Below are 24,879 nucleotides of genomic sequence, written 5' to 3'. Positions count from 1 at the left end.
TATTATTAGCTGAAAACGCGCAATTTTAAAGCAATTTTGAGGATAAAGGGAGTTGGCATTTGTGAATATGATTAAAGGCGAATGGAATTACATTCGGCATAATCGGTTGATTTTAATCTCCGTTCTTGCCATTATGTTTATTCCATTCCTCTACAGTATCTTCTTTCTGAAGTCGGTCTGGGACCCGTATGGGGAGACCGGCGAACTGCCCGTTGCGGTGGTCAACCAGGATAAACCGGTGACTTACCAGGGCCAGAAGCTAAACGTTGGGGATCAAACGATTACCAATTTGAAGAAGAACAAACAATTGGGTTGGAAGTTCGTGTCCGCTAAGACGGCGGCCGATGGGTTGAAGCATCACAAGTACTACACGGTGATCACGATTCCCAAGAACTTCTCTGCCAACGCCGCAACGGCGCTGAACAAGAACCCCAAGAAGATGACGTTTACCTACAAGACAAACGGTTCTGCCAACTACATTGCCCAAGTCATGAGTGAAGTGGGTTCATCCAAGCTGGATAGCGAAATTCGTGCTAAGGTGACGAAGGCTTACGCCCAAGCAACCTTCAAGCAAATCTACGCTGTCGGTCAAGGGATGGACAAGGCTGCCAAGGGTTCCGCCAAGTTAAAGGACGGGACAGTTACCTTAACGGATGGCCTGAACACCTACACGACAGGGGTCCACACGCTGAACAATGGCTTACAACAAATGAAGACTTCCGTTAAGCCATTGGCTACCGGGATTCAGAAGTTGTCGACTGGGTCACAGACGCTACAATCTGGGCTGGCGAAGTATACCAGTGGGGTTGGACAGTATGCTAATGGGGTTAATCAGTATACTGGCGGTGTCAGCAAGTTAAGTGCTGGAATGCCGCAGTTGACTGCAGGGACTTCCAAGCTAGCTGGTGGAGCAAGCTCATTAAAGTCTGGGACTTACAAGTATGTCGACGGGGTCTACACGTTGAACTCAGGTGTTAAAACGCTTGGTAAGGGTTCAACGTCGTTGGCTAGTGGTGTGACTAAATTAGCTGATGGTAGTAAGAGCCTGAATTCAGGGCTATCTACTTTGAGTGGAAAGTCTAGTGACTTGAACAGTGGGGCCAAGACCTTATCTGAACAGGCCACAACTTTATCTAGTAATGTTGCGAAGCTTGGAGCGGCGGCAGATGAAGTGTCAGCTGAGCTTGCTGGTTTAAGTACAACGCTCAGTGGAGTTGGCGATATTACTAGTCAGTTAAACACGCTGGAAACTGGGCTTGATCAATTCGGTAAAGGTATTTCAGCAATTGAGGGTGCGGCTAATGATATCAAAAATAACCCAACCTCTGGTAGTAGTGTAACTGGGGTTTCTGAAGCGCAAAGTGCTGCAGACAAGGCTGCAACTACGGCGGCTGCCTTACAACAAGCCGTTACATATAATGATACTTCCAAGATCAAGACGTTGTCTGATGAACTTGTAAGTGAGACGGCTGCAACCAAAACAGCAACTGGAAATATTTCAGGTGGTGCAGGCGGAAGCTCTAGTGCTATCGTGAAAGATACAACAATCATTTTAACAGCGACAAGTCAGATGACGGCTGGCCTGAAGCAGATTAACGACGGTTTGGGGAGTATTAAGATTCCTGACACAACTGGTCTGGGAGACAAGGTCGCGTCTCTACAAGCGTTTGCTACAGGAGTTCACGATTTAAACGCAGCTGTTAATCCAGCAAATGGTACTAGTCTGACAGATGGCGTTAATCAGTTAACTTCCGGTGTGACGCAATACACGTCCGGAGTTGACCAAGCCTTCGCAGGCTCAACCACGCTGAATAAAGGCTTATCGACACTGAACAGCCAAGTACCAACTTTAACTAACGGGGTAGCTCAGATCATGAATGGGACTGCTAAGTTAGCGAAGAATGGTGCTTCATTGAAGAGTGGCTCTAACCAAGTTTCTGCTGGAGCTACGCAATTAAATGGTGGCCTTCAGACTGCCGCTGCCGGTGTCAACAAGCTTAACGCCAACACGGGCAAGTTAACCGCTGCTGGCAACAAGCTGACCAGTTCATCTGCACAACTCATGAATGGGTCCGGTCAACTGACGTCTGGCTTAAACACACTGAACAGCAAGGTACCAACGCTGACCAGTGGGGTTAACCAACTGGCTGACGGTTCTGGGAAACTTGATGGTAACAGTAACAAATTGATGCAAGGGACCAAGAAACTCTCCGATGGAAGTGGCACGTTAGCCAAGTCATTGAAGAGTGGTGCTGATCAAATCCAAGCACAGCCATTGAGTAGCAAGACGGCTGACATGTTTGCCGCACCAACCAATCTGAAGCATGAAAGCTACAGTTACGTGCCAAACTATGGTCACGCCTTAGCACCTTACGTGCTGTCTGTTGCCTTGTACGTTGGGGCTTTGGTCTTCAACTTTGCCTTCCCAATTCGGAAGGTTTCTCGCGAAGGTGGGACCGCTACGGGTTGGTTCTTGAGTAAGGTTTCCATTGGTGCAGTCGAAGGACTCGCCATGGGGCTGATTGAACCAGCATTGATGATGCTAGGGGGCTTGTCCGTCGATCACCCAGGTCAAATGATTCTGATCTCCGTGTTCTTCGCCGAGGCGTCGATGTTTATCGTCATGTTCCTGTCAATGTTACTGGACAACCCTGGTCGTTTCATCGCCATGGTTCTCCTGATGCTGCAATTAGGTGGTTCCGGTGGGACGTTCCCAATGGAAGTAACGAACCACTTCTACAACGTCGTGCACCCATTCTTGCCAATGACTTACTCAATCCTCGGATTCCGTCAAGCCATTACGTCAGGGATGTCCGGCATGGTCGGTCAAGCACTGTGGGTCTTAGCGCTCTTTACCATTCTTGGTTTAGCACTGCTCTGGCCAACAATGGTTTGGTTGCAAAAGAAGCATTTGATGGGAATCTCGCAATTGGATGACAACCAGAAGTTACAAGCGGTTGAAGATCCGAACACGAATGCTCATTCCTAAAAATTAAGAAGTGTCGTGAAGCCTCTGGTTTCGCGGCACTTTTTGCGTATAATGGATTGCAGATAAGAGAAAAGAGGAGACAGTATGTCCGTTAACTTTCGGATTGCTGAGGTCGACGACCAGGACGCAATCATTGCGATTTATAATCAGGCAGTTGCCACAAAAGGGAGCACGGCAGACTTGACGCCGGTGACGGTGGCTCAGCGGCAGCCTTGGTTCGCTTCGTTCGACCCGCAGCACTTCCCACTGTGGGTGATTGAGAGCGACGGAGAGACCGCTGGCTTCGTGGGCTTGGAACATTACAGTGATCGGGCAGGCTACCGTCATACGGCCGAAATTGCGCTGTATTTGGACGCTAACCATCAGGGACAGCACATGGGAACGCAAGCAGTGGACTGGGTGGCCATGCAGGCACCACGACTGGGTATCACCAGCGTCATCTCCCGGATTTTCGGCCACAACCAGGCAAGTCGGCATCTTTTCGAAAAGGCGGGCTATGCGCACTGGGGGCACTTGCCGGCGATTGCGGACATGACGGGATTCACCGCCGATCTAGAGGTTTATGGGCATCATTTCTAATAGGTTCATTAGTTATGAAAACTTGCCGTGATTTTTCACAAATGGTTAATGAAACCGGGAATAATGCGGGCTCATCCTTGATAAATATTGTATATGTTATATGAAAATGCCCTGAAACATGTTAAAATATCATCGTGTGGTTTTATGCATAACGGGGGAACCCGTTAGGTTGCTTCATATCTCAGAGTATTCGACGGAGGCAAACATTCTTGAATAAACGACGGCCAAACCCCAAGCAAGTGCCGGATCCCAACGAACCCTTATGGCGGTCGACATTGCGGGTAGCCATGCCCCTTAATTTAAGCTACATTCCAATTGGGCTGGCTTGTGGGATTTTGCTACACGCGGCAGGGTTCAATACCTTACTGACTGGATTAGTTTCTTTGTTGATCTTTTCCGGTGGGGCACAATTTTTAATTGCCACGATGTTGACTATTAATTCCCCATTACTATCAATTGTTTTGATGCTGTTTTTCCTGGAATTACGGTATGCATTACTGAGTTCGAGTTTATCACCATACTTAAAGGGCTCATCCAACCGCTTCCTTTTCATGTTCGCGGTTTCGTTAAACGATGAAAATTACGCCATTAACTACTTAAAATTTGCCACTGATAAAAAGTGGACGGGTAAGGAAGCTCTAATGGTGGAGCATTATTCCTTACTATTCTGGGCGGCTAGTAACGTTGTTGGGAGTCTGATTGGCAGTGCCTTGAAGATTGATCTCAGTATCGTTAATTTCGCGCTGACGGCGTTGTTCTTGTACATGATCGTTATGCAGATCAAGAACCGCCTGACCATCGTGATTTGCCTGATTTCAGGGGTGCTCGCGGCGGTCTGCATGATGTTGACTAAGAGCACGTTAGGGTTGGTTATTTCGACAATTATTGCTTCACTGATCGGTTTCGGATTGGAAGCCACGCTCCGCAAACGGTTGCCAGACAGTCATTGGCTGTGGCGCCTGCGAAGTCCGGGGTCCAAGAAGAAGGCTGTGGAGCATTCGGATGCTAATTAGGACACAGGGAGAGCTATATGAACGCAGTTAATACGTGGAACAGTACGCAACATTTTTGGCTAATTATCTTAGGCTTTATTGTGGCCTTTATCCCGCGTTTCTTCCCGCTGATGTTGTTCACGAAGCGGGCGATTCCGGAATGGTTCAACGAATGGATGAAGTTCGTGCCGGTATCACTGTTTACGGCGCTGGTCGTGAAGGATATCTTCATCGATAGTGCTAGTTACGCACTGCTACTCGACAAATATTCAGAAATGTTGGCCGCAGTGGTCGTGATTATTGTCGCCTACCGTACCCGGTCGATGGCCATTTCGGTTGTCGTGGGACTGATTGGCGTTTTCGTCTTGTCGATGTTCATGGCGTGATCAAATCAAATTTGTAAAATTAATGGGACTTTGCCAGTTGGTGAGGTTCCCTTTTTAAGTGAAGAAATTTCGGTATTGACGAGCAATTACGTTTTTTTGTACGAGCTGTGCTGAATCGGAAACATTGGAAAATAACTAGTATATTATTCTGGGAAATTGTGATAAAGAAAAACACTTCATTTGAGAAGTGTTTTTGGAGAGAGTGACTAAAGTTTATCGTACATAATGATATTGTCAGCAATGTTAGCTGCAGACTGATGGGTACCGCGATTGGGAGTAGTGTAATCGTATTTCCAAGACTTAATTAATTCACGATATTCAAGCATTAACTTTCCAGCGCGTTCGTTGGAGCAACCACGATCGACCATTCTTTGTCTAATATCATGATCTAATTCTTCCGACGAAGAAAAATGAATATTCGGACTAATCATTGTAGCACCACCTTTCAGAGCGTTAGGATATCTTTTCCCAGTATACTAACATATTCTTTAGTGAATTTCGAATTTCTAATACATAACTGCGTCTGGGCGTACTTATATACAATCGTCTTTTTTGCCATATCAAGACTAATGATTTTAAGTTGATAAGCTCTTAGTGTATCGAGTAGATGGACACCGTCAGCAACTAAACCATATACGAGGTCAAAATCATTATTCGCTGAATTTGCTAGACGATTATCAATTAGAAAATTTAGAAGGGATGAACTCATACGATTTCCAAAATCATTGGTTTTGAAGTCATTAATGTTTTTAAAATCAATGGTAAAAGTTATTAGCATAGGGAATGCTTGGGGCTTGTTAATCTTACGCACCTTGTTGTATTGGCGTGTAATCCTCTTTGCCCATCGTATGGCCTGTTGCTTGTTCTCTGTCAAGTAAAATCCTGAGCCAAAGTCCAAAGGGCGACTCTTAGTTGGTATTTTTATGGTGTTGAAGCTGTGTTTAAATAGTGAAAGAGTTCCGTGATACCAAATTTTATTTTTAGAAAAGTTATACAAACTGCTCCCCACATTCTTTTAACTAGCCTTTTTCAATTAAGTTCTTAATAAATTGTGTCAATAGTAGTCGGTTGGTTAAATAAGACTAATTAAGAAGCATAGATGTTTCTAGATTCGGAGATATTGATAATCAAATTTGTATATATTTAAGGAGAATGGCATGATTTAAGCGATTGAGATATATACTCAGTAGGCCAACTATAACATGCTGATCAGTCTAGCAAAAGAAGAGATGGAAATCACTAACAATGGTTTATATGGGTTGATGAAGTGAAAGGCTATCCTGGCAGGATTTTGGGAGGGGGGTAGTTCAAGAATCTTTTAATAGAGAGTCACCTTGAGTCCATTTTTTGGGGGATAGATAAATATTATGTATTGGACGAAAGCTACTTTAGCCGGAGGAGGTCGGGGATGGCGCCAGCCGTGATAACGATGTTAGATCGGTCGATTGATTTTTCCCGGTCTNTGATTTTTCCCGGTCTCCACAGCGGCAGAATCCCTGACAGCCGCAGGCGCCACGTCAGCCTCCATTCAAAACCAAAAAGCACCACCCAACCCGGTGATCAATCCGAGTCGAGTGGTGCCTTAAGTATCAGATGATCCGCGGTCACCTGAAGATTTGAATTAGTCCGTTACCGGCGCTTGGGCGTGAGTACCATCGTACATGTAGTCCCGCGTCATGGGTAACATCCGGGCAGAAGGGCCCTTTGAAATCAAATACTGAATCACGTCAATATTACCAGATTTGAACGATGCCGCGCAAGCTTGGAGATAAAGATCCCACATCCGCACGAACTTTTCGTCAAACATCTTGGCAACTTCATCGCGGTGTTCATTGAAGTTCTTGTCCCAGATTTCCACCGTCTTTTGGTAGTGACGACGGAGAGGTTCCATGTCGTCAATCTGGAGGCCATTTTCAATGATATGCGTGGTGTTTTCAATCAATCCAGGAACGTAACCACCTGGGAAGATCCATTTGTTCAACCAGCCGTTGTTGGCGCCGCCTTGTTGCCGGGTAATCCCGTGGATCAAGGCAACCCCATCGTTCATCAGGTACTTTTGAACGCAGTCGAAGTATTGACCTAAGTTTTCTTGGCCAACGTGTTCGAACATCCCCACGGAGGTGATGTAGTCCCACCGTTCGTTGCCTAACTCACGGTAGTCTTCCAACCGAACTTCGGCAACGTCGGCTAAGCCTTCGTCTTGAATCCGTTGGTTAACGTAATCGTATTGTTCTTGGCTCAGGGTGATCCCGGTGACGTGCAAGCCGTATTCCTTGGCCGCCGTCAGCATCAGAGTTCCCCAGCCACAACCGATATCCAGCAGTGTTTTGCCAGGTTGTGGGTTTAATTTTTTAATAATATGGTGAACCTTGTTGACCTGTGCGGTATACAAATCATCATCGGGTGATTCAAAGTAGGCACAAGAGTAGGTCATGGTGTCGTCGAGCCACAATTGGTAGAAGTTATTCCCAATGTCGTAGTGGTTCTGCACATCAGTCTTACTTTCCTTTTCAGTGTGCTTTTGCTTCGGCAGGAAGTGGATGAACTTCGAATTGTGGAAGAAACTGTCGGCGTTTTCGTAAGCGGCCGTCAATAAGTCTTCAATACTTCCGTCGATTTCAATCTTGCCATCCATGATGGCTTCACCCAATGCAATCGAGGCATTGCGAGAGATCTCTTTAACCGGGATGGCCTCGTGAATGGTGATGGTGACGTCAGGAGTGCCGGTCCCGTATACATCGCTGGTGCCGTCCCAATAGTTGACGCGGACAGGGATGTTAAAGGTGTGGCTCAGAAACGTTTTGTAGAAAGTTTTTTCAAGCATGTCATGGGTCCTTTCCGGTTTCTCCATTAATGAAGAAACAAAATTACTACGCCATTATACGCCTATCAATGGGGTAAACGTAAGGGGAAGCTCTTAGTGTAAGCGCTTAACCTTTTTCTTTACCTGACTTAGCCCGGTAAAATCCACCGATTCATGGAACAGGCATGGTATAATATAACCATAATTTACCAGCGGAGGTCTTTTATTTTGAAAAAATGGGTATGGGTCGTGGCAACAATCGTTGTGGCACTGCTAATTGGCGGTTACGCGTATTCGAACCATCACGCGACAGCTAAAGAGTACCAAGCGGCAATGGCCAACGGGCGTACAGCCATTCAAAGTAAGCATTACACCCAGGCAGAGAGTTACTTTCAGAATGCCTTAAAACGGCGTCTGAATGATCAGACGGCGCAACACTATCTGACACAGACGCAACGGTATGTTTCCGGCGAGAATGCTTTGGAAGCTCGGCATTTCAGTAGTGCCCAGAAGTACTACGGGGAAGTCAAGGACACATCGAATGCTTCAACGGTCTTGGTCAAACGGGCCAAGGATCGCTACAAGCAGGTCAAAGAGATCAGAACTAACGTTAAACAATTCAAGCAGATTTTAAACAAGGCGCAAGGTGAAAATAAGGCGCTGAACTACGGCCAATCCAACACCACGCTGGATGAACTCTTTAACAACGCGAAGTTCCGGCAGAGTTACTACAAGGACTTGTACGATCAAGCCTTGGCTTTACGGAAGTCGAATAACGCGGGGCAAACGAGTGAAACGAGTTCGGCAGCATCGTCCTCATCGTCAACGGACAGCAGTAGCAGTGCCGCTAGCAGCTCTAGCGCTTCGCTGACGTCCGCTGAGAAGCAGGCCGCAAGCAATTACTCCGGGAGTAACGAATACACCGTCACGCAGAGCCAGAAGGAACTGGACGGCAAGACGATTACCGATGGTCAGATCAGTAGCGCTCGGCAGACGATTAACGCCGCTGGCGGTCAAGCCGATGCCATGAGTGATCAGGACGTCCGGGTAGCCTTACAACAGGCTAACAAGAAGGGCCTCTCCTTGACGAAGTACACGCAACAGTATCTGAAATAGATTTCTAGTAAGGAACGCGGCTACGGTGGCGTTCCTTTTTGTTTGCCCATAGGTTGGGGAGTTTAGCGGTGCCCATTACTGTAAGGCCTCATGAGTTTACGGTGGGCACCAGCCCAAGACATATTTTGGCTTAATTTGTAAAGCGCCGCATCTAATTTGGTAAGCAAACTTACCATTTCTAACGAATGAGTTCTAAAATTTGACAGGATGGTAAGTTTATCAAACAAATAGTTTATGTGGGTATATAATATAATTAATTGGTCTACAAGCATTTTAGTGGCTAGAAAGCCTATCATAGCAAGGAATTCCCGCCACGATAGCCCTAAAAGTCCCCAAAAACTTCACAAGTCGTTTTTCACGCCAAATTGGTAAGCGTGATTTACTATGTATTTAGAATCAGAAAATTCTACTAAGGGGGGTAGAGTAATGCTTCCCACAGTGGCTAGGTGAGCACCAATCTTGGGGGATGGGGCGAGACCTAAAACTGATTTGATTCCCAAATCACCACGAAGCCACAGTGAGATTGCATTACAGAAAATTATGATTATCAACAAACATATCATGCGGACAACTAATGAGAAGCAAGTTCTTCAACAGATCGTTAACGCAGGGCCCATTTCGCGTAGTCAAATTTCCCGGAATCTTAGTTTAAACAAGGTGACTGTTTCTGACATTTATAGCCAGTTGCTGCACGAAGGCCTGATCCGCGAGGTGGGTCACGGTGTCAGCACGCGTAACGGTGGTCGGAAACCAGTCATGGCATTGCTAAACGTGGGGTATGGTTATGTCGTCAGTATCAACATTTTACGGCAACGGTTCTCGATGATTACCAGTCGGCTGGATGGCCGGTCTGAAAATTATGCGAGCGTGTCTACCCGTGACGTGGATCTGACAACGGTGCTGGACATGATCGATGAGAAGATTGCGACGACCGTGGCGGAGAGTGACAATCGTCTGCTAGGAATTGCCTTTGGTCTGGATGGCACGATTTACGAGAATCAAATTTTGGGAGCTTCACTAAAGGGCTTTAAGAACTTTGATTTGGCGAAATACTTCAGCGATAAGTTCCAAGTTCCCGTTATTTTGGAAAACTTGGCTAACGAGTCTGCCATTTACGAACGAGACTTTGCGGGTGAGGGTGTTTACCGCAATCTGATTTCCGTGACGATTCGGGATCAGGTCTCTGCCGGTATCGTGACGGAGGGGCACCTCTATCGTGGTCATAACGGTGAGGCCGGTAACATTGGGACCTGCCCACTGGCCGATCGTTATCAGGAAAAGAGTATGCAGACAGTTAACCAGTATGTTGCGGAAGGAACCGTCCTCCAACGGATTATGGCGTATCAAAAGCTGGATCACGTGGATGTTAACCGAATTCGCCGTGACTATCTGGGGCACCGGCCAGAGTTGCTGGCAATCCTCGATGAATTCTCGTATTACCTGGCAAAGGTGCTCGGCAACCTGTCGAATACCTTTGCGCCGGATGCAATCATCGTGAATGCACCGATTCTGGAGCTCTTGCCTGAGATGATGGATACTGTGAGAAAGTACGTTGACGACATGTCAATCATTCGTAAAGCACCGCTGCTACTGACCAAGAACGCCAAGGAAGCATCCTTGAAGGGTGGGGCTTCGGCCATCATCCACAAGGCACTGGGCTTGGACGACTTACAACTGACGTTTAGCAATCAGCGGTCGGCAGTCTTAGAGGGTGTCGAGTCATAACTGAAAAGGATTTACACCGAACCGCGATGAATGGGGCTTTTGAGCTACCGTTCAACGCGGTTTTTAATGTAAAATGACCCAGACCAAAACTTTATGCTAAGCCGCAAACGGTGGGATAGTACGGTTGCGGCCAGTGACCCATTTCAGACTGTTGAAAATCATTAGGGATTTGACAAGGATGTTGTATAATGAAAGTAAGATGGAATGGGGGATTTATAATTGAGCTTGTGGGAACGGTTTATCGCTAACATTCGACTCCGCCGTTTCGTGGTGTTGGTCGTGTTGATCTTCATTTTGTGGCTAATCCGGGCCGAAATGAATATGATCTTGCTAACGTTTATTTTTACTTTTTTGATTTTGCAATTGGTCAAAGCGGTGCGCAAGGTGGTTAAACTACCACCGGCACTGATTGTATCGTTGGCGTACATCATCATCATTGGTGGCTTGTACTTGGCGATTACGACCTACCTACCGGCGCTGATCACGTCGTCCATGAAGGGTGGGGAGACGCTCTTTAAGTTCTATCAAGATCCGCAGACGGATAACAATGAGGTTGTTCGGTGGATTTCGGATTACATCAAGAGTTCCGACATCGTTAACCAGCTTCAAAATGGCGCCAAGGTCGTCTTGACCTACATCTCGACCATTGGATCGTTCGGGTTAACGCTGTTCATGTCGATGATTCTGAGCTACTTCTTCACGATTGAAAGTAAGCAGATGGTAGCATTCTCCAAGCATTTCCTGACGAGTACCTATGGCTGGATTTTCCAAGACATCAACTTCTTCGCAACGAAGTTCGTCAATACGTTTGGGGTCGTGCTGGAGGCGCAGTTCTTTATTGCCCTCTGCAATACGGTGATTACGACGGTGGTGCTGGCCATTATGCACATGCCGCAATTGCCAACGCTGGCCATCATGATCTTCATCTTGAGCTTGATTCCAGTCGCTGGGGTCATCGTGTCTGTGGTGCCACTGACGATTCTGGGTTATTCGGTCGGTGGGTTCCGCTACATCGTTTATATTCTGATTATGATTGTCGTGGTCCACGCGTTGGAGGCATACGTGCTGAACCCGAAGTTCATGTCGAGTCGCACGGAATTGCCAATCTTCTATACTTTTGTGGTACTGTTGGCTGGTGAACAATTATTTGGTGTCTGGGGGCTGATCGTGGGGGTGCCAATCTTCACGTTCTTCCTGGATATCTTGGGTGTGCGGCCGGTTCATGGGCTGCATCCGCGGCCACAGGTTGATGTGCAGAAGATTCGTGAGTATCGGCACCACCATGGGAAGTCGGATGGCTCCGATGGGGATGACGACAAGTCGTAGGCATTTTGCCAGTTGGTGAGGGAAGAAAAGTGATAGGTAAGCGGTGTCATGAAAAGAACCGCACAATTAAGCTGAAATTCGCCGCTAGATGGTGTAAAATAACAAGGTATTCTATCAAAGAAAGAGGTTATAAGTGATGGCAAAATTAGTATTGATTCGCCACGGCCAAAGTGAATGGAACTTAGCTAACAAGTTCACTGGCTGGGTTGACGTTGACTTGAGCGAAAAGGGTGTCGAAGAAGCCAAGGCTGCTGGTCAAAAGATCAAGGAATCTGGCATGAAGTTCGACTACGCCTACACGTCAGTCCTGAAGCGGGCAATCAAGACGTTACACTACGTTTTGGAAGAATCCGACCAACTTTGGATTCCAGAAGCCAAAACTTGGCGTTTAAACGAACGTCACTACGGTGCTTTACAAGGTTTGAACAAGAAGGAAACCGCTGAAAAGTACGGCGATGACCAAGTCCACATCTGGCGTCGTTCTTACGATGTTTTGCCTCCACTCTTGGATGCAGACGCTGAAGGCTCAGCTGTTAAGGACCCACGTTACGCTAACTTGGACCCTAACATCGTACCCGGTGGTGAAAACTTGAAGGTTACTCTGGAACGGGTTATGCCTTTCTGGGAAGACCAAATCGCACCTAAGTTACTTGACGGCAAGAACGTGATCATCGCTGCCCACGGTAACTCATTACGTGCCTTAAGCAAGTACATCGAACGGATCTCCGACGATGACATCATGAACCTCGAAATGGCAACCGGTGAACCAGTTGTCTACGACTTCGATGACAAGTTAAACATGACTAACAAGACGAAGTTAGGTAAGTAATTACCTGATTGAGTCAGAGCCGCCTCGTTTGTGGGGGCGGCTTTTTCGTGGGAAAAATTGTCACTAGCGGTCACTAGAGGGGCCGCTGTTGACCGAAAATTTAGCATAGAGAAAAGAGATTGAATTTGGCAGAAAAAGAAGTAACCCAGATTGAAATGATGAAGATTATCGGTTTGTTTCGTAAGGAAGGGTATACCGGCGAGTACGAAACGTTTCAACGCGTGAGTGGGACCGACCGTGAATTCTTTGTGGTCATGAGTAATGAACAAGGCATCAAGGCTTTGTTCCGAGCTAGTTTGATGTTGAACGCCGTTGAGTTCCAGTATGTGTTGGATGACAAGCATACGTTTGTGACGGAAAAAGCTGAATAGTAAGCAATGTAAGGTGACTAGTTCTTATCAATGGAGCTAGTCACCTTTTTTGAATTTCAAAAGAGTAACCGGCAAGTGATATAGCTGTTGATTGTACTCTTTTTTTGCTCTCCAATTCCCCCAAGTTCACCAAATGGGGGAATTGGGGGGACTGGGGAATGAATTTAGACTTGTATACATGAAAAGTAACGGGTACTCTTAATGGGAGATTCGAAAGGACCTTGAAAGGTTGGTGATGTATGTGCAAAAGATAAGTATCAATAGTGTACTTAAAGGAATTGTAAGTATTGGTGTACAGAATAAGGATGATGAGCAGGCTCAGAACCTGATGGAATTACGCAGCAGGAAGGTCCTTGTTCGGAATACTTTTTTGAAGTTACTCAACGATGGAAATTTTTATGAACAGTCAGTACAATCGGGACTTTTACAAGAGTACTCGAGATGGCTAAAGGATACGTTTGATATTGAAGATAAGAAAAACAAGGAATCTAAATCGAAGAAGCTTAAGTCGAAGAGACCACACTCTACCTTTCTGTCTCGACCTCGCGAGTGGGGTGATGAGCAGTTATTTGCATTTATCATTGTCGCATTCTCTTCAGATATTTATCACGAAGAGCTAAGTTTAGACACGAATAATTTTGAAAAAATCACGCTTGATAACTTGATAATGCAGTCAATGGGACTAGATCAGCCGCGAGTGGCAATTAAAAAGCTAAATATAAGTACATTAAAGAAGGCAGGGTTGAAACGCACAGTAACTGATTTAAATGGGGATAATGCTCAAGTAGTGCTTCGAATTTCACATGAGATGGTTCGCCGAGCAACCAGACTAGCACAAATGGTTTCTAGAGAATTTAGATATGGTAGCACTGATAAAAGAGAAGTGACGATTGATTATCGAGCTATTAAAAGTGACATAATTATTGGAACTTCGGGTCATGGGTTGCAACTTTCTCCATATCATACGACAGCCGATAGTATCCACATTTTAACAGGAATGATTTCCGCAGCAGTCGACCCGGTTGCGCCTAACGATAACTTTAGTGAAAAATCCATTGATTCAGATGGACTAATTAAGCAAGTATGTGAAAAGATTAATGAGATAAGTAAGCTTAGAGATTCTTTAGATGATGCATCTAGTATAGTGAAGTTAAGCACGCAAGCGCGATTAACAGACGCGCTGAATGAGCTAATCAGTGTAGCAGCGGCTCTAAAGGGAGTAAAGAAACGGTCCTAAATTTAAAAGAATCGGAGAAATTTTAGAATTCGCGAGTTCCTAGTACATCAATATTCATCAACTACTTTTACACCTGTTTGCCCAAACAGGTGTATTTTTTTTGTCTTCGCGCGCAGTAATCTAAGTACATCAAAGGGATATGACATCAGTCATACCCGATGATATCTAACATTATGAACATCAAAGCACCGCGTGAGTACAATCGAGGATGTAATGCTGAACAGTCTCAATTGCTACTCGTCATAACCCAGACATTGGCGAGGTGATTTGCTATTCATATATTAGGCTGGCTCCTTGAAAGTCGAATAAGGAAGGTGTGATTATATGGTTACTAACGACGGTCTATCCGTCACAACCCTTGAAAGAATGGCTTTCCTAGGCCCGGGTACAATTAAAACCCCGGAGGGCTTACGAAACTGCGAAGACTATGTTCAAGCTATGGGAATGACAACTGCTTTGGAAGTTCAAAAGCGCGTTAATCCTATTATTGAATCCATGAATTCTACATCACTCGCATTAGATTACGAGTCATGGACAACTTCAGGGATTCAACCTTGGATTGCTAAGAGAGAAGCCATTCTCGATAGGATTCAAAATTACCTTCATATTGGGACCTACTCGGTACAAAATGACAATCAGATTGTTGAACGAGCTCGTCTTAAGGGAATTACGATTGAGTCAACAAGCATTAGGTGGTTGGCAAAACATCGTCATGATGGCCCACTAATTAAGCTTCTTTTAGAGAAGCGAAACGTGGAGCAACTCCTTAAACGGTTTAGTACGGGGCTACCTAGTCCAGACCATTCGGGTGTATCTTTGCTAACTGGCAAGTGGGATGCGTATTCTTCATATAGCGGAAGAATATCAGCTAGCCACATGGCTATGACCGCTTTCCCTAGGGCAATGCGTGAATATTACGTAGCGCCCGATATCGATGGGGAGAAGGCTGTATATGTGAGCTTCGATGAATCTCAAATCGAATTGCGTCTATTGGCAGGGTATGCTAACTGTTCGAAATTGCTATCACAGCTACTTTTAGGCGAGGACGTCCATCGGTACTTTGCTAGTAAACTCTTCGGAATTCCCGAAGATGAAGTGAGTGATCAGATGAGGCGATTGTCCAAGAAGCTGATTTATGGAACGATTTATGGTGCTGGTGCAAACCGGCTTCATGAAATATCGTTTAAGAGCAACCTGGAAGTAGTAAGCTCACCGATTGAGCTGGTAAAGCAATTGTATCCCGAAATGTTGATGGCACTGAGGCGTTTTCGCCGAGCAAATGTTGTTTGGTACGGGCTCCAACCGACTAGGATACCTCCAAAAATCGGAAGTACATGGATTCCGTTGGCAACAAAGCAAAACCTAAGTTTACAATCAGCATCCGCAATGTTGCTGAAACAAGCTTTAGTACGACTTCCAGATGATGTTCGCATCGTTAATATCATTCACGATGAAATAATTTGCTGGTGTAAGCCTAGTGAAATTCCATTAGTGTTGCAGCAGGTCTGCAAGGCTTATGAACTGGCAGCAACTGATTTACACTATCGGCTACCGCTTACCAATCTCATCAAACTACAAATATTAGGAGGAAATTAATTATGAATAACGATTATTTAGATTTAACTGCACTGACCGCATTAAAGGAAGGTACGTACCAGGATTGCACGTTGGTTAGAATTGACGTCACTCGAGAAGGCAGTAAGGGCCTTGATTACTTGGACCTCATTTTTCAGATTAATGGTCACAGTGTTGTTGACAGAGTATTTGGCAATAATAATCCTCGTTTACAAAGCCTGATTAAAAGCTTAATGCCATATGTTCCAGATGGACAACTGAATCTTTCCGCTTGGCGCAATGTACGCTGCAATCTTAAGCTAAAGAATTATGTCAGTGGGGTAATCGAATATCAGCAAACGTTTGATTGGGATTGGATTAACCCCTCAAATAGGAATTTGACCACCTCATCCCACGTTTCCCCCAATGTAACAGCGCCATCTACCAGTGATAAAGTTCACGAGGAAATGTTCCGCGCTAATGATGAGGACGACGATCCAATTAGTAGCATCGATGCTGAGACAACAAACTAGGGGGGTACACTAATGAACGAAAGCAAGGCTTTGAAGAATTCACGGCTAAATTACATTCGTCGGTATGTTAATCCTGATTTTACTTTTACTAACGTAGGTAATGTAGGTGACGAATTACACATCAGCTCGTTTCGGGTGTGTGATAAGCAGTCTCACCTGTTTGCGAAGGAGTTTGGCTTTATGGGAAAAATCATCGAAAAATGCTGGATGATGTACTTGGATTCAGGAAGGGAGAGTGACAAGAAAAGTGAACTTCCGGTGAATGAAGCAATTAGCGAGTTTGGATTGCGGCTTCTTCAAAGAGAAACCCAGATGATTTCTTCATCACAAGAGACGCTGACTATAAATCATGAAGGCATGGCAAAGTTCTTATTAAAGATTTTTGCTGTTACTCAATTGGCTAATGGACAGGGCTTGCTTCTCTATGATTGGGATAAGAAGTGCTATGAACATGCCGAAGAAAATGATGTTCTGCGTAAAGCAATTGCAGCCTTTTTAAACACGATTACCATCGATGGTTGGACCAGCTATACGGAGACAAGAATTTTAGACTTGGTAGGGCACTCGTTAAAGCCGGTACTGCTGGCTGATTTTGACACCGAGTATAGTAGTTTTGGCGGAAATCTCTTAGACTTGAGAACTCTAAAAGATGGAGGCAATGCTAATCCTGACAAATTGGTATTGCATTATTCTGATGTTACTTTAGATGAGACAGCCCAATGTCCAAACTTTCAAAAGTTTTTGGATGAAGACTTGCCGGATAAAACAAGCCAAGAATTCTTGCAAGAATATACTGGATACTTACTTGATGCCACGAATAAAGCTCATGCGTTTCTCATCATTCATGGTGCTGGCCAGAATGGAAAATCAGTTTACCTGGGATTAGTAACACAGCTTCTGGGTTCGGATAGTGTTTCGGCTGGCAATATTGAAGCGTTGGGAAAGGACTTTGGCTTATCACCGTTAGTTGGAAAATTGGCCAATATTAGTAATGAAGGCGAAGCCGTTGATTTTTCGACGGCACAGCTTAAGGCAATAACTTCTGGTGATCCAGTGCAGGTCAATCCGAAGAACCGAGATATGTTTTCGTTGGTTCTGCGGACAAAATTTATTTTTAGCACAAACAATTTGCCAACAACTACGGATACATCAGAAGGCTTCGTACGACGTCTTAATATCTTGCCTTTTAGTGTTCATATTCCAAAGGATAAGGTTAACCCTAATCTTCCTGGTGAGCTGGGCCAAGAACTGCCGGGAATCCTTAACTGGGCGATTGAAGGGCTGAAGCGGCTTCGTAGTAACGGCTATCATTTCACGGAATCTGAAGAGATGCGGAATGCGAAGAATCGCTATGTTTTGAATAATCAACCAGTTCGCAGATTCGTCAAAGAGTGTTTTACATCTAGAAATGGTAGCAAGATTGCTTTCAGTGATTTACGGAATCTGTACGGCACATGGCTTCAAGACAATGAGCTTGCAGACGTTGGTACATTAGACAAGCGTGTCTTTTCAGAAAAGGTGAAGGCAGAGGTTTGTAATTTCACCAACAGGGAACCGACTATTGTTAACATGCACGGTCACCGAAAGGGCATTGCTGGATTTTACATCTCTATCGAGGGTGGTGAAGTTGATGGGGAATAGTTCCGATGTTAGTTCGGAGACACTGTTGACCATAGCAAAAGCAGCTAAATTGCTGGGAGTGTCAACAGATGATGTACGAGAATTGCTATTAGATCCTGAACTGCCCCGTATGCAATTTCGGCATGGTCGAAGTGTTCGATTACCGCAACAAGCGCTGTTGGACTATGTTAAACAGCGTAGCCGGGATTGGTTTGATTATTGTTAGATTTGAGAGGAGTGTCTATGTGACGCTCCTTTTTTAATCGAAGGAGGTTATACATTTATGTCACGAATCATTAAGAACCCATGTAAGGGGAAGCAAGCTAGGCCATGGAAGGCAGAGTTTAGTCAGGGTAGTGGGAAGAAGCACCGCACAAGAATATCAAGTGTTTTTGATAGTAAACGGGAGGCTCAATCCTGGCTGGCTGAGATGGTGGCTACGCACGCAACAAGTCAGTACTTCAATCGAGACATGTTATTAGCTGATTACCTACGAATTTGGTTTAAGCTATTTAGAAAGGATGCTGCACCCGCTACAAAGGCGACGTACACTGCGACCAGCAAACATGTTCAAAAGTATCTGCCGACAGTGACACTAGCCGATTTGAATCAGGCTACACTCCAAGGCTTTTTCAATGCGCTGGGGCGTACTCATTCAAAAGAATCATTAAGGAAAGACCTTGTCCATTTACGAATGGCTTTAGGCAGTGCCACCATGGATGGAATCATTTCTAATGATCCAACTCAGCGAATTCGGCTGGTTGCTGATGTTGGTCGTACTCGGAGCGACAAGCAAAAGTTCATGAAGAAATCGCAATATCAAGCGGTGCGAGATGAACTCATGAAACAAGTACCGGGTATAAATCAGATTTCGTTGATGGTGTTAGTCGTGATTTCACAAACCGCGTTGCGGGTTGGAGAGGCTCTAGCACTTCGTTTCGATGATATCAACTTTGAAACAGGAGTTCTACACGTAGATGAGAGCTTTGATACTTGTTCTGGTGAACTCCGACCTCCCAAGACACCGAGCGCTATTCGAGATGTCCCCGTGACTGAACGGCTTCGTTCAATGCTTGTGGTCTGGCATAAGCAGCATAGTGATTATCTATCGACGCAAGGCGTTGATAATACTAAAGGATTATTGTTTCTGCGAGGAGATGGCAAGCTGCCACGGGGAACAAGTGTTAATTATCGGTATCAACAGCTACAACGGAGATTAGGATTTGAAACCTTGTTTAGTACGCATACGCAACGGCACTTCCTCGTTTCACAGATGATTCAGAATCCAGCCATTTCGCTGACATATGTTTCTCGGTTCCTTGGACACAGCTCTGAGACTATCACCCAGCAATACTATCTTGGCCTCATTCCAGATGAGATAGATGAACAAAGCGAGCAGGTTGCTCAAGTGATTGCTGAAATATAGGGCGGGTTTTATGCTTAGCCACCACCTAGCCCACCTGACCCACCTACTGAACAGGAACCGATTATAAATATATATTATCAACATGAGTAACTACTGGAGCACCTACTGGAGCACCTACAACCTTAAATGGCTGTAGGTGTTTTTTCGTTAGTGGCTAAGGTGGGTCAGGTGGTTACTAAATAAAAAAATTGAAGGATGATATGTATGACAGCAACAGCAGAAGATCGCAAACACTTGTCCAAAGCAACAGTCGAAGTGACCCAGAAATCAAAGGGAGAGGATGTCTATTGGGTGAAATACGTCTGGGATACTTCCCGGCCGATTGTATTGGTGCTGGCTAATTATCCAGCTAGTCATGGTCTCTTGGAACAAGACCTTACAGGAACGCTTATTAGGAATGCAACGCTTGATATGGAAACGTATGGTGGTGTCATTGTGGCTAATCTATTTACAAGATCAGTGAAATGGCCAACCAATAAGAGCTTAGCAGCTGCGTATGCAGAGGACAGCATGACAGAATTAATTAAAGCATGTAAGGAGGCTGTTCAGATCATCGTGGCCATCGGTTCCTTACCAGACCGTTCCGAGGTTGCTCTAGCTCGTGCGAAGGAGTTCTGGCTTGCAGCTGGACAAGAACAGATGTATAAGAAAATCCTGTTGTTGGTTAATGGTGAAGGCAAGCCTGTTCACCCGCTTGCTATTCGTAATGAAAAATGGCAGTTCTCTGCATGGCGAACAGATTGGATGAAATCAGAGAGGAGAGAAGAGCAAGATGAGTCGAGTGTATCTGAATCCGATGAAGGGCGGAAGAACGTATAAGGCAGAATTTACGATTGGTTCAGGATCGACTAGACGGCGTAAAACGAAGACTTTCGATGACCAGAAGCAGGCTAAAAATTGGATTCATAAGATGCAGGTGGACTTCGATACTGGAACTACTTTCGAAATGGCTAATTGGAGTTTCGTGGATTACTACTGGCATTGGGTTCAGTTGTACAAGGAGCCAGTAATTAGTCCTAATACGCTTGAGACCTATCGAACGAGCTATCAGCACTTCAAACGGTGTATGGGTAACGTCAAGGTTGAACAGCTTAGTCGAAATACGATTCAACGATTTTTAAATGTACTAGGAATGAGCCATGAGAGCGCACGAAAAGACTTGATGCATATACGAGCTTGTCTTCGGGATGCAGTCATTGATGGTGTCATTGCTCGTAATCCAGCACTAGGAGAGTTGAATATTATCGCTGATCCAAATCTGACTAAATCGGATGATAAGAAGTTTATGGCGATTAGTGAATTCAAGAAGGTTCGAGATTTCTTATTAGACTACGATTACCAGATGTATGACATCAATCGGCTAGCCCTAATGATTATTTCACAGTCGGCTCTACGAGTTGGCGAGTGTCTAGCTTTGAAGTATGAGGATATTGATCTCCTTCACAACACGATTCGCGTTGATGAATCATGGGATAGTATGCATTACACCTTGAGAGAGCCTAAGACGCCACATGCAGTCCGTAGGATACCTATTCCACCAAAGGTAGCTTTAATTTTGCGCCACTGGATTAGTTTCCATCGTCAAAGTTTGTTCCAGTTAGGGATTGCCAACCCACAGCATCTATTATTGCTGAACCGTAGGGGGGTGTTGACTCGAGCTTCAAGTATCAATACATCCTATCATCAATTGCAAAAACATCTAGGTATCACACCTAAGTACAGCACTCACACGTTACGCCACACACTGGCCAGTCTGATGATTGGTGATAAGAACGTTTCTATCAACTACATTTCTCGCTACTTGGGACATGCCAGTACGATGATTACTGAAAAATATTATATTGGCCTACTACCAGAACAGATAGAGGAGTTCAACAATGAAGCATTAAGAGTAATTAGTGAATAGTGACTTCAAGGAAGAATGACTTAGCAACGGTAGGCAGAGTTCAAGGAAAGGTGATGGCCGAAGTGCTGTTCCGAAAGGCGGATGACTTATCTAATATTAAGGCTAAAGGTGGTGAGGATGAGATGGGCGAGAAAATCGAAATATCGGCACTGCATCACTTCTACCGAGGGCTTAGTGAGTTAGTAGGAGTGGAATCAATGCTGAAGATCTATCACCAGTACAAAGGGATGCAGATGACAATTCCAACACATTTGTACGATAGGACTTTGGCAGCAAAAAAGGTGAGGGCAGAATATACCGGGCAGAATCAACAAGAGCTAGCTAGGAAGTATGGCTATTCTCAAAAATGGATTCGTCAGGTGACACGAGAGTCAGAGAATCAAAAAAATAATGAGGAGTTGTTTTAAGAATGAAATATTGCGTGAAGTGTGGCCATGAATTAGCTGAAGGGGCAAAGTTTTGTCCAGCATGTGGGACGCCGGTGGCTACTACCCAGTCAAGTGCGACTGATGAAAGTACGACTCAAAACCAGTCAGCGCCAGCAACGAATGTATCAGAGACAGTAAACGCAGAATCAGTGAAGGAAAGTCAAACGGGTAACTCAAATAGTGAAGGGGCACAATCACAACCCCAATTAGGGTTTGTTGGTAGTATCCAATACATCTTAAAGCACATGTTCGAGTTTAATGGGAATGTACCTGAGAGTCGTAAATCGGTTTTTTGGTGGGGATATTTAGGACTTGTTATCTTTTGTATTGTAGTTATGTTTATTCCTGTGGTCGGTGCAATATTAGTTACATTATCACGAGTATTGCTGATTTCGGCTGCAATGCGTCGTTTGACTTATATTAACCAGAATACGGGACTAGCTTGGTTATTGATTATCCCAGTGGTTGAACTGTACGTATACTTTTTGATGATTTTAGACAAGAAAGAGGGATAGGCCAATGAAGAAAAAAGACATAATCGCATTAGTTATTGTCGTTTTGGTCGTGCTGGCAGGTGGACTTCTCTTTGTCAAAACGCGAGTGGCTGTCTCTGAGAATCGCTTGGCAAGTAATATTACGAAGGCGGTTGAAAACAAGGACGGCAAGCTATTCTTGAAGCAATTTGCTAAGGACAATCAGGACACTAAATTCAGTGACATTGGGGCACAAAGTGTTGTGAAAGATATGTACAACAACTCAACTGATGCACGTAGTGAAATTGGACGAATTATAGTTGATGGTCGCCGAGTAGCCGGAACGAAGGCAGATTATCACTTCAATGTTGAAAGTAAGAAAGTGATGGGACTCTTCAATAGCTACTATTTGACGACACGTAAATCACCAGTCAAGGTCTATAATTACACCGGTTACGATGATGATATGACAGTCAAGTTAACGGATGGTGGTAAGAATCAGACGGTAACGGAGAGTGACTTGAGTAGTGGTTTCTTCCCCGGAACGTACCACTTTGATATTTCTTTGGGTGATACCGATGGTACCTATTGGGTTAGGCCATCGGGTGAAGGCGATACTATTGATTTAACGGTTACAGATTATTAGCAATTGAATAGACATTGGGCCCTCAACTCTTAGTGGTTGAGGGCCTTTTGTATTGCATATGGATCATAGGAACATAGAAAAAACGAGGTGATTTTGGTGATTGACCAGAAGATGTGGCGAGAGTGGATCCGTTCGAAGATGGGATTAGTCAGTCAACGACAGATACCAACTGAGTTGGCGGAAGAGTCTTACTTGCTGGAACGTAATGAATTAGACGAAAACTACCTACCGCAAGCGTTAGATATAGATGAGTTGCCCCGACACTTAGTAGTTTACCTATATGGTGCGTATGGCAATGAACTAATAGGGTATGTGGTGACGAACGGTGATTTGGAAGCAATGTATGTAGCTGGTGTTCTAGTGAATGGCAGATTGAGATGGTCAGAATTGAAAGGAGAAATTGAGTGATGTTTGATCGTTACTTAGTAAAGCGAATCTTGTTGAAGATGACTGCTGCGGTGATTGTGGAGTTGGTGAGAGTTGTGGATATGCAGGCTAAGGAAGCTCGGAAGAAGTATGCTTGATTAAATTTGAAAGATGCTGAGCGCTGTTGTGGTGCTCGGTATTTTTTTGCAAAAAAATATCAATATTATGGTGTTTTGATTATGCAAACGTACGTTTTGCTGGTACAATATTTAGTGTCCCATTGAAATTGACGCTACCGTATATTGTGAAAGAGGTCGGAATATGAAGTCGAAATTTGATCGAGCCACGCGTGGATTGTTCAGCCATAGCAGTTATTTAAAATCTCCAAAGGAAAATAATACTATTCGAGAAAAACTGGCTTTCGATGACTATAGGGAAAAACTAACTGAACGAGAAAGTGAACGGCTACATGATAGTATGACGATATGGATAACACAGTGTCAGAAAGAGTGGCAGAGATACGGTAGTAATAATGTTGTGGAGCTAGGGAACGATACAAAATTTCATTGTGAGCTCTGCAATACAAGGCTGAAAAAAAAGAAATTTCACGTTAAAAATCGGTATACCGGTGAAATATTATGGGTTGGTGCGAACTGTTACCAGAATATCATTAATCGAGTCGAAGGAACTTTGGGCCAAACCTATACACCTGATCAGGCTAAGAAGTATGAAGAATTTATAAATGGCAATTCGTCTATTACTGTTTTTATCAACGATAGGCCTACGGGTAAATCAAAATATATCCAGCCGAGTTTCATTGTTGAGGCAGAAGAGAAAGTAATTAAAGGAATTCGTGATTACATCAGGCATCATGTGATTACTGGATTAGCGAATGAAAATAAGTATGAAGACTTATATGCGGGTATGAATAAGGTTAAAAAGATGGTTTATGGTTTCGATGAGAAAGCCAATCACATGACAAACTTATCTAGACCATTAGCGGATGAGATTGTCCGTACACAAAGTAATGGGAACGAAATAGTTCAGCGGGTATCTAGAAACAAAGGGGAAATTAGCTCTCAGATTGCTCAAAGTATAAAAGGCATCGTATTTCTTTCTAATTATATTTCAGATGAGGAAGTGCATTGGAAAGATCTGAAGCTGAGTGTTCAAAGATCTGGTGAGATTAAAGTCACTGTTGTCTTTCAGGGCCTAGAGTTCAGTTTAAATATTCCTGCTACGATTGTAATTGACAAGCTTGGATACCCGATGAATTTAGAACAGATGGGTGGTAGCTGGGATTTATTAAACATACTTACGTATCACCATGCAGGGGTGCCTTCTGATACAACGACTAAAAATAATCTTCAAATATTGGCAATTCGATCTTTGAGAAAGTCTGGATATCGTGAATGCAAAATTAGAAAGAATGAGCTGTCTAATTACATTAAAAAAAGGGAAAGTAATATTAAAGAGAAAACGCAATTCTCTGGAAGACGTTTTGAAGAGATGATAAATCGGATTAAATTATATTGGGTTGGAGAAAAACTTTGGATGTAAGCTGATTCCTGAGA

At 44.4% G+C, this 24,879-nt stretch carries 25 protein-coding genes; 22 read left to right on the top strand and 3 right to left on the bottom strand.

The window, feature by feature from the left end; translation table 11 throughout:
• The first annotated feature begins 61 nt into the window (after positions 1-61).
• The 4 genes from FD07_RS07260 to FD07_RS07245 all read left to right on the top strand — a co-directional run bounded on the left by FD07_RS07260 (position 62) and on the right by FD07_RS07245 (position 4,946).
• On the top strand, positions 62-2,989 hold the full coding sequence (locus FD07_RS07260) for a YhgE/Pip family protein (protein WP_020089652.1): 2,928 nt from the start codon (positions 62-64) through the stop codon (positions 2,987-2,989).
• Positions 2,990-3,073: 84 nt separating this feature from the next.
• A complete protein-coding gene (locus tag FD07_RS07255) occupies positions 3,074-3,568 on the top strand; it encodes a GNAT family N-acetyltransferase (RefSeq protein WP_020089653.1) in 495 nt (164 codons plus the stop codon).
• Positions 3,569-3,855: 287 nt separating this feature from the next.
• Positions 3,856-4,581 carry an AzlC family ABC transporter permease gene (locus FD07_RS07250; protein ID WP_051089606.1) on the top strand — a complete coding sequence of 242 codons (726 nt, stop codon included), beginning with the start codon at positions 3,856-3,858 and terminating at the stop codon, positions 4,579-4,581.
• A gap of 17 nt (positions 4,582-4,598) precedes the next feature.
• A complete protein-coding gene (locus FD07_RS07245; RefSeq protein ID WP_020089655.1) occupies positions 4,599-4,946 on the top strand; it encodes an AzlD domain-containing protein in 348 nt (115 codons plus the stop codon).
• A gap of 206 nt (positions 4,947-5,152) precedes the next feature.
• Here FD07_RS07245 and FD07_RS07240 read toward each other — a convergent pair whose 3' ends face one another.
• From FD07_RS07240 to FD07_RS07230, 3 genes are all read right to left on the bottom strand, one after another.
• Positions 5,153-5,377, bottom strand: a complete 225-nt coding sequence (locus FD07_RS07240) for a hypothetical protein (RefSeq protein WP_020089656.1) — start codon at positions 5,375-5,377, stop codon at positions 5,153-5,155.
• Between the two features lie 14 nt (positions 5,378-5,391).
• Positions 5,392-5,943 carry a DUF3990 domain-containing protein gene (locus FD07_RS07235; protein WP_162254220.1) on the bottom strand — a complete coding sequence of 184 codons (552 nt, stop codon included), beginning with the start codon at positions 5,941-5,943 and terminating at the stop codon, positions 5,392-5,394.
• A gap of 624 nt (positions 5,944-6,567) precedes the next feature.
• On the bottom strand, positions 6,568-7,770 hold the full coding sequence (locus tag FD07_RS07230) for a class I SAM-dependent methyltransferase (RefSeq protein WP_020089658.1): 1,203 nt from the start codon (positions 7,768-7,770) through the stop codon (positions 6,568-6,570).
• A 207-nt stretch (positions 7,771-7,977) separates the two neighbouring features.
• On the opposite strand from FD07_RS07230, the gene FD07_RS07225 reads away from it, so the two are divergent.
• The 18 genes from FD07_RS07225 (at position 7,978) to FD07_RS07140 (ending at position 24,865) form a co-directional block, all read left to right on the top strand.
• The gene (locus tag FD07_RS07225) at positions 7,978-8,865 is read left to right on the top strand and encodes a hypothetical protein (protein WP_020089659.1); all 888 of its coding nucleotides are present in this window, start codon (positions 7,978-7,980) and stop codon (positions 8,863-8,865) included.
• A gap of 540 nt (positions 8,866-9,405) precedes the next feature.
• On the top strand, positions 9,406-10,590 hold the full coding sequence (locus FD07_RS07215) for an ROK family protein (RefSeq protein WP_027825985.1): 1,185 nt from the start codon (positions 9,406-9,408) through the stop codon (positions 10,588-10,590).
• A gap of 219 nt (positions 10,591-10,809) precedes the next feature.
• Positions 10,810-11,916 (top strand): AI-2E family transporter, encoded by a 1,107-nt coding sequence (locus tag FD07_RS07210; protein WP_020089662.1) that lies wholly within the window; start codon positions 10,810-10,812, stop codon positions 11,914-11,916.
• A 136-nt stretch (positions 11,917-12,052) separates the two neighbouring features.
• On the top strand, positions 12,053-12,745 hold the full coding sequence (locus tag FD07_RS07205; protein WP_020089663.1) for a 2,3-diphosphoglycerate-dependent phosphoglycerate mutase: 693 nt from the start codon (positions 12,053-12,055) through the stop codon (positions 12,743-12,745).
• A gap of 125 nt (positions 12,746-12,870) precedes the next feature.
• Complete coding sequence (locus tag FD07_RS07200) at positions 12,871-13,116, top strand: hypothetical protein (RefSeq protein ID WP_020089664.1); 246 nt, start codon at positions 12,871-12,873, stop codon at positions 13,114-13,116.
• A 241-nt stretch (positions 13,117-13,357) separates the two neighbouring features.
• Entirely contained in the window at positions 13,358-14,353 is a 996-nt protein-coding gene (locus FD07_RS07195) for a hypothetical protein (protein ID WP_156403281.1), read from the top strand.
• A 324-nt stretch (positions 14,354-14,677) separates the two neighbouring features.
• Entirely contained in the window at positions 14,678-15,949 is a 1,272-nt protein-coding gene (locus FD07_RS07190) for a DNA polymerase (RefSeq protein WP_020089666.1), read from the top strand.
• 2 nt (positions 15,950-15,951) lie between these two features.
• Positions 15,952-16,440, top strand: coding sequence for a hypothetical protein (locus FD07_RS07185; RefSeq protein WP_020089667.1), 489 nt, complete (start codon positions 15,952-15,954; stop codon positions 16,438-16,440).
• A gap of 12 nt (positions 16,441-16,452) precedes the next feature.
• A complete protein-coding gene (locus FD07_RS07180; protein WP_020089668.1) occupies positions 16,453-18,081 on the top strand; it encodes a DNA primase family protein in 1,629 nt (542 codons plus the stop codon).
• Positions 18,071-18,286 carry a helix-turn-helix domain-containing protein gene (locus FD07_RS12800; RefSeq protein WP_081624591.1) on the top strand — a complete coding sequence of 72 codons (216 nt, stop codon included), beginning with the start codon at positions 18,071-18,073 and terminating at the stop codon, positions 18,284-18,286. Before FD07_RS07180 ends, FD07_RS12800 begins: the two co-directional genes overlap by 11 nt.
• A 57-nt stretch (positions 18,287-18,343) precedes the next feature.
• The gene (locus FD07_RS07175; protein WP_020089669.1) at positions 18,344-19,486 is read left to right on the top strand and encodes a tyrosine-type recombinase/integrase; all 1,143 of its coding nucleotides are present in this window, start codon (positions 18,344-18,346) and stop codon (positions 19,484-19,486) included.
• A 204-nt stretch (positions 19,487-19,690) separates the two neighbouring features.
• On the top strand, positions 19,691-20,305 hold the full coding sequence (locus FD07_RS07170) for a DUF1643 domain-containing protein (RefSeq protein ID WP_020089670.1): 615 nt from the start codon (positions 19,691-19,693) through the stop codon (positions 20,303-20,305).
• A complete protein-coding gene (locus tag FD07_RS07165; protein ID WP_027825986.1) occupies positions 20,259-21,392 on the top strand; it encodes a tyrosine-type recombinase/integrase in 1,134 nt (377 codons plus the stop codon). Before FD07_RS07170 ends, FD07_RS07165 begins: the two co-directional genes overlap by 47 nt.
• The gene (locus FD07_RS07160; RefSeq protein ID WP_020089672.1) at positions 21,392-21,799 is read left to right on the top strand and encodes a Mor transcription activator family protein; all 408 of its coding nucleotides are present in this window, start codon (positions 21,392-21,394) and stop codon (positions 21,797-21,799) included. The genes FD07_RS07165 and FD07_RS07160 overlap by 1 nt, the downstream gene beginning before the upstream one ends.
• A gap of 2 nt (positions 21,800-21,801) precedes the next feature.
• Positions 21,802-22,335: a zinc-ribbon domain-containing protein gene (locus FD07_RS07155; RefSeq protein WP_020089673.1), complete on the top strand. Its 534-nt coding sequence runs from the start codon at positions 21,802-21,804 to the stop codon at positions 22,333-22,335.
• Positions 22,336-22,339: 4 nt separating this feature from the next.
• Positions 22,340-22,939, top strand: coding sequence for a hypothetical protein (locus FD07_RS07150; protein ID WP_020089674.1), 600 nt, complete (start codon positions 22,340-22,342; stop codon positions 22,937-22,939).
• 96 nt (positions 22,940-23,035) lie between these two features.
• Positions 23,036-23,347 carry a hypothetical protein gene (locus FD07_RS07145; protein ID WP_020089675.1) on the top strand — a complete coding sequence of 104 codons (312 nt, stop codon included), beginning with the start codon at positions 23,036-23,038 and terminating at the stop codon, positions 23,345-23,347.
• A 279-nt stretch (positions 23,348-23,626) separates the two neighbouring features.
• Positions 23,627-24,865, top strand: a complete 1,239-nt coding sequence (locus tag FD07_RS07140; RefSeq protein WP_020089677.1) for a hypothetical protein — start codon at positions 23,627-23,629, stop codon at positions 24,863-24,865.
• Positions 24,866-24,879 lie beyond the last annotated feature (14 nt).

It is taken from the genome of Levilactobacillus parabrevis ATCC 53295 (assembly GCF_001434055.1).
GTDB lineage: Bacteria > Bacillota > Bacilli > Lactobacillales > Lactobacillaceae > Levilactobacillus > Levilactobacillus parabrevis.
Note: the sequence above shows the minus strand (reverse complement) of the source record. Positions and strands in the feature narration are given on the sequence as shown.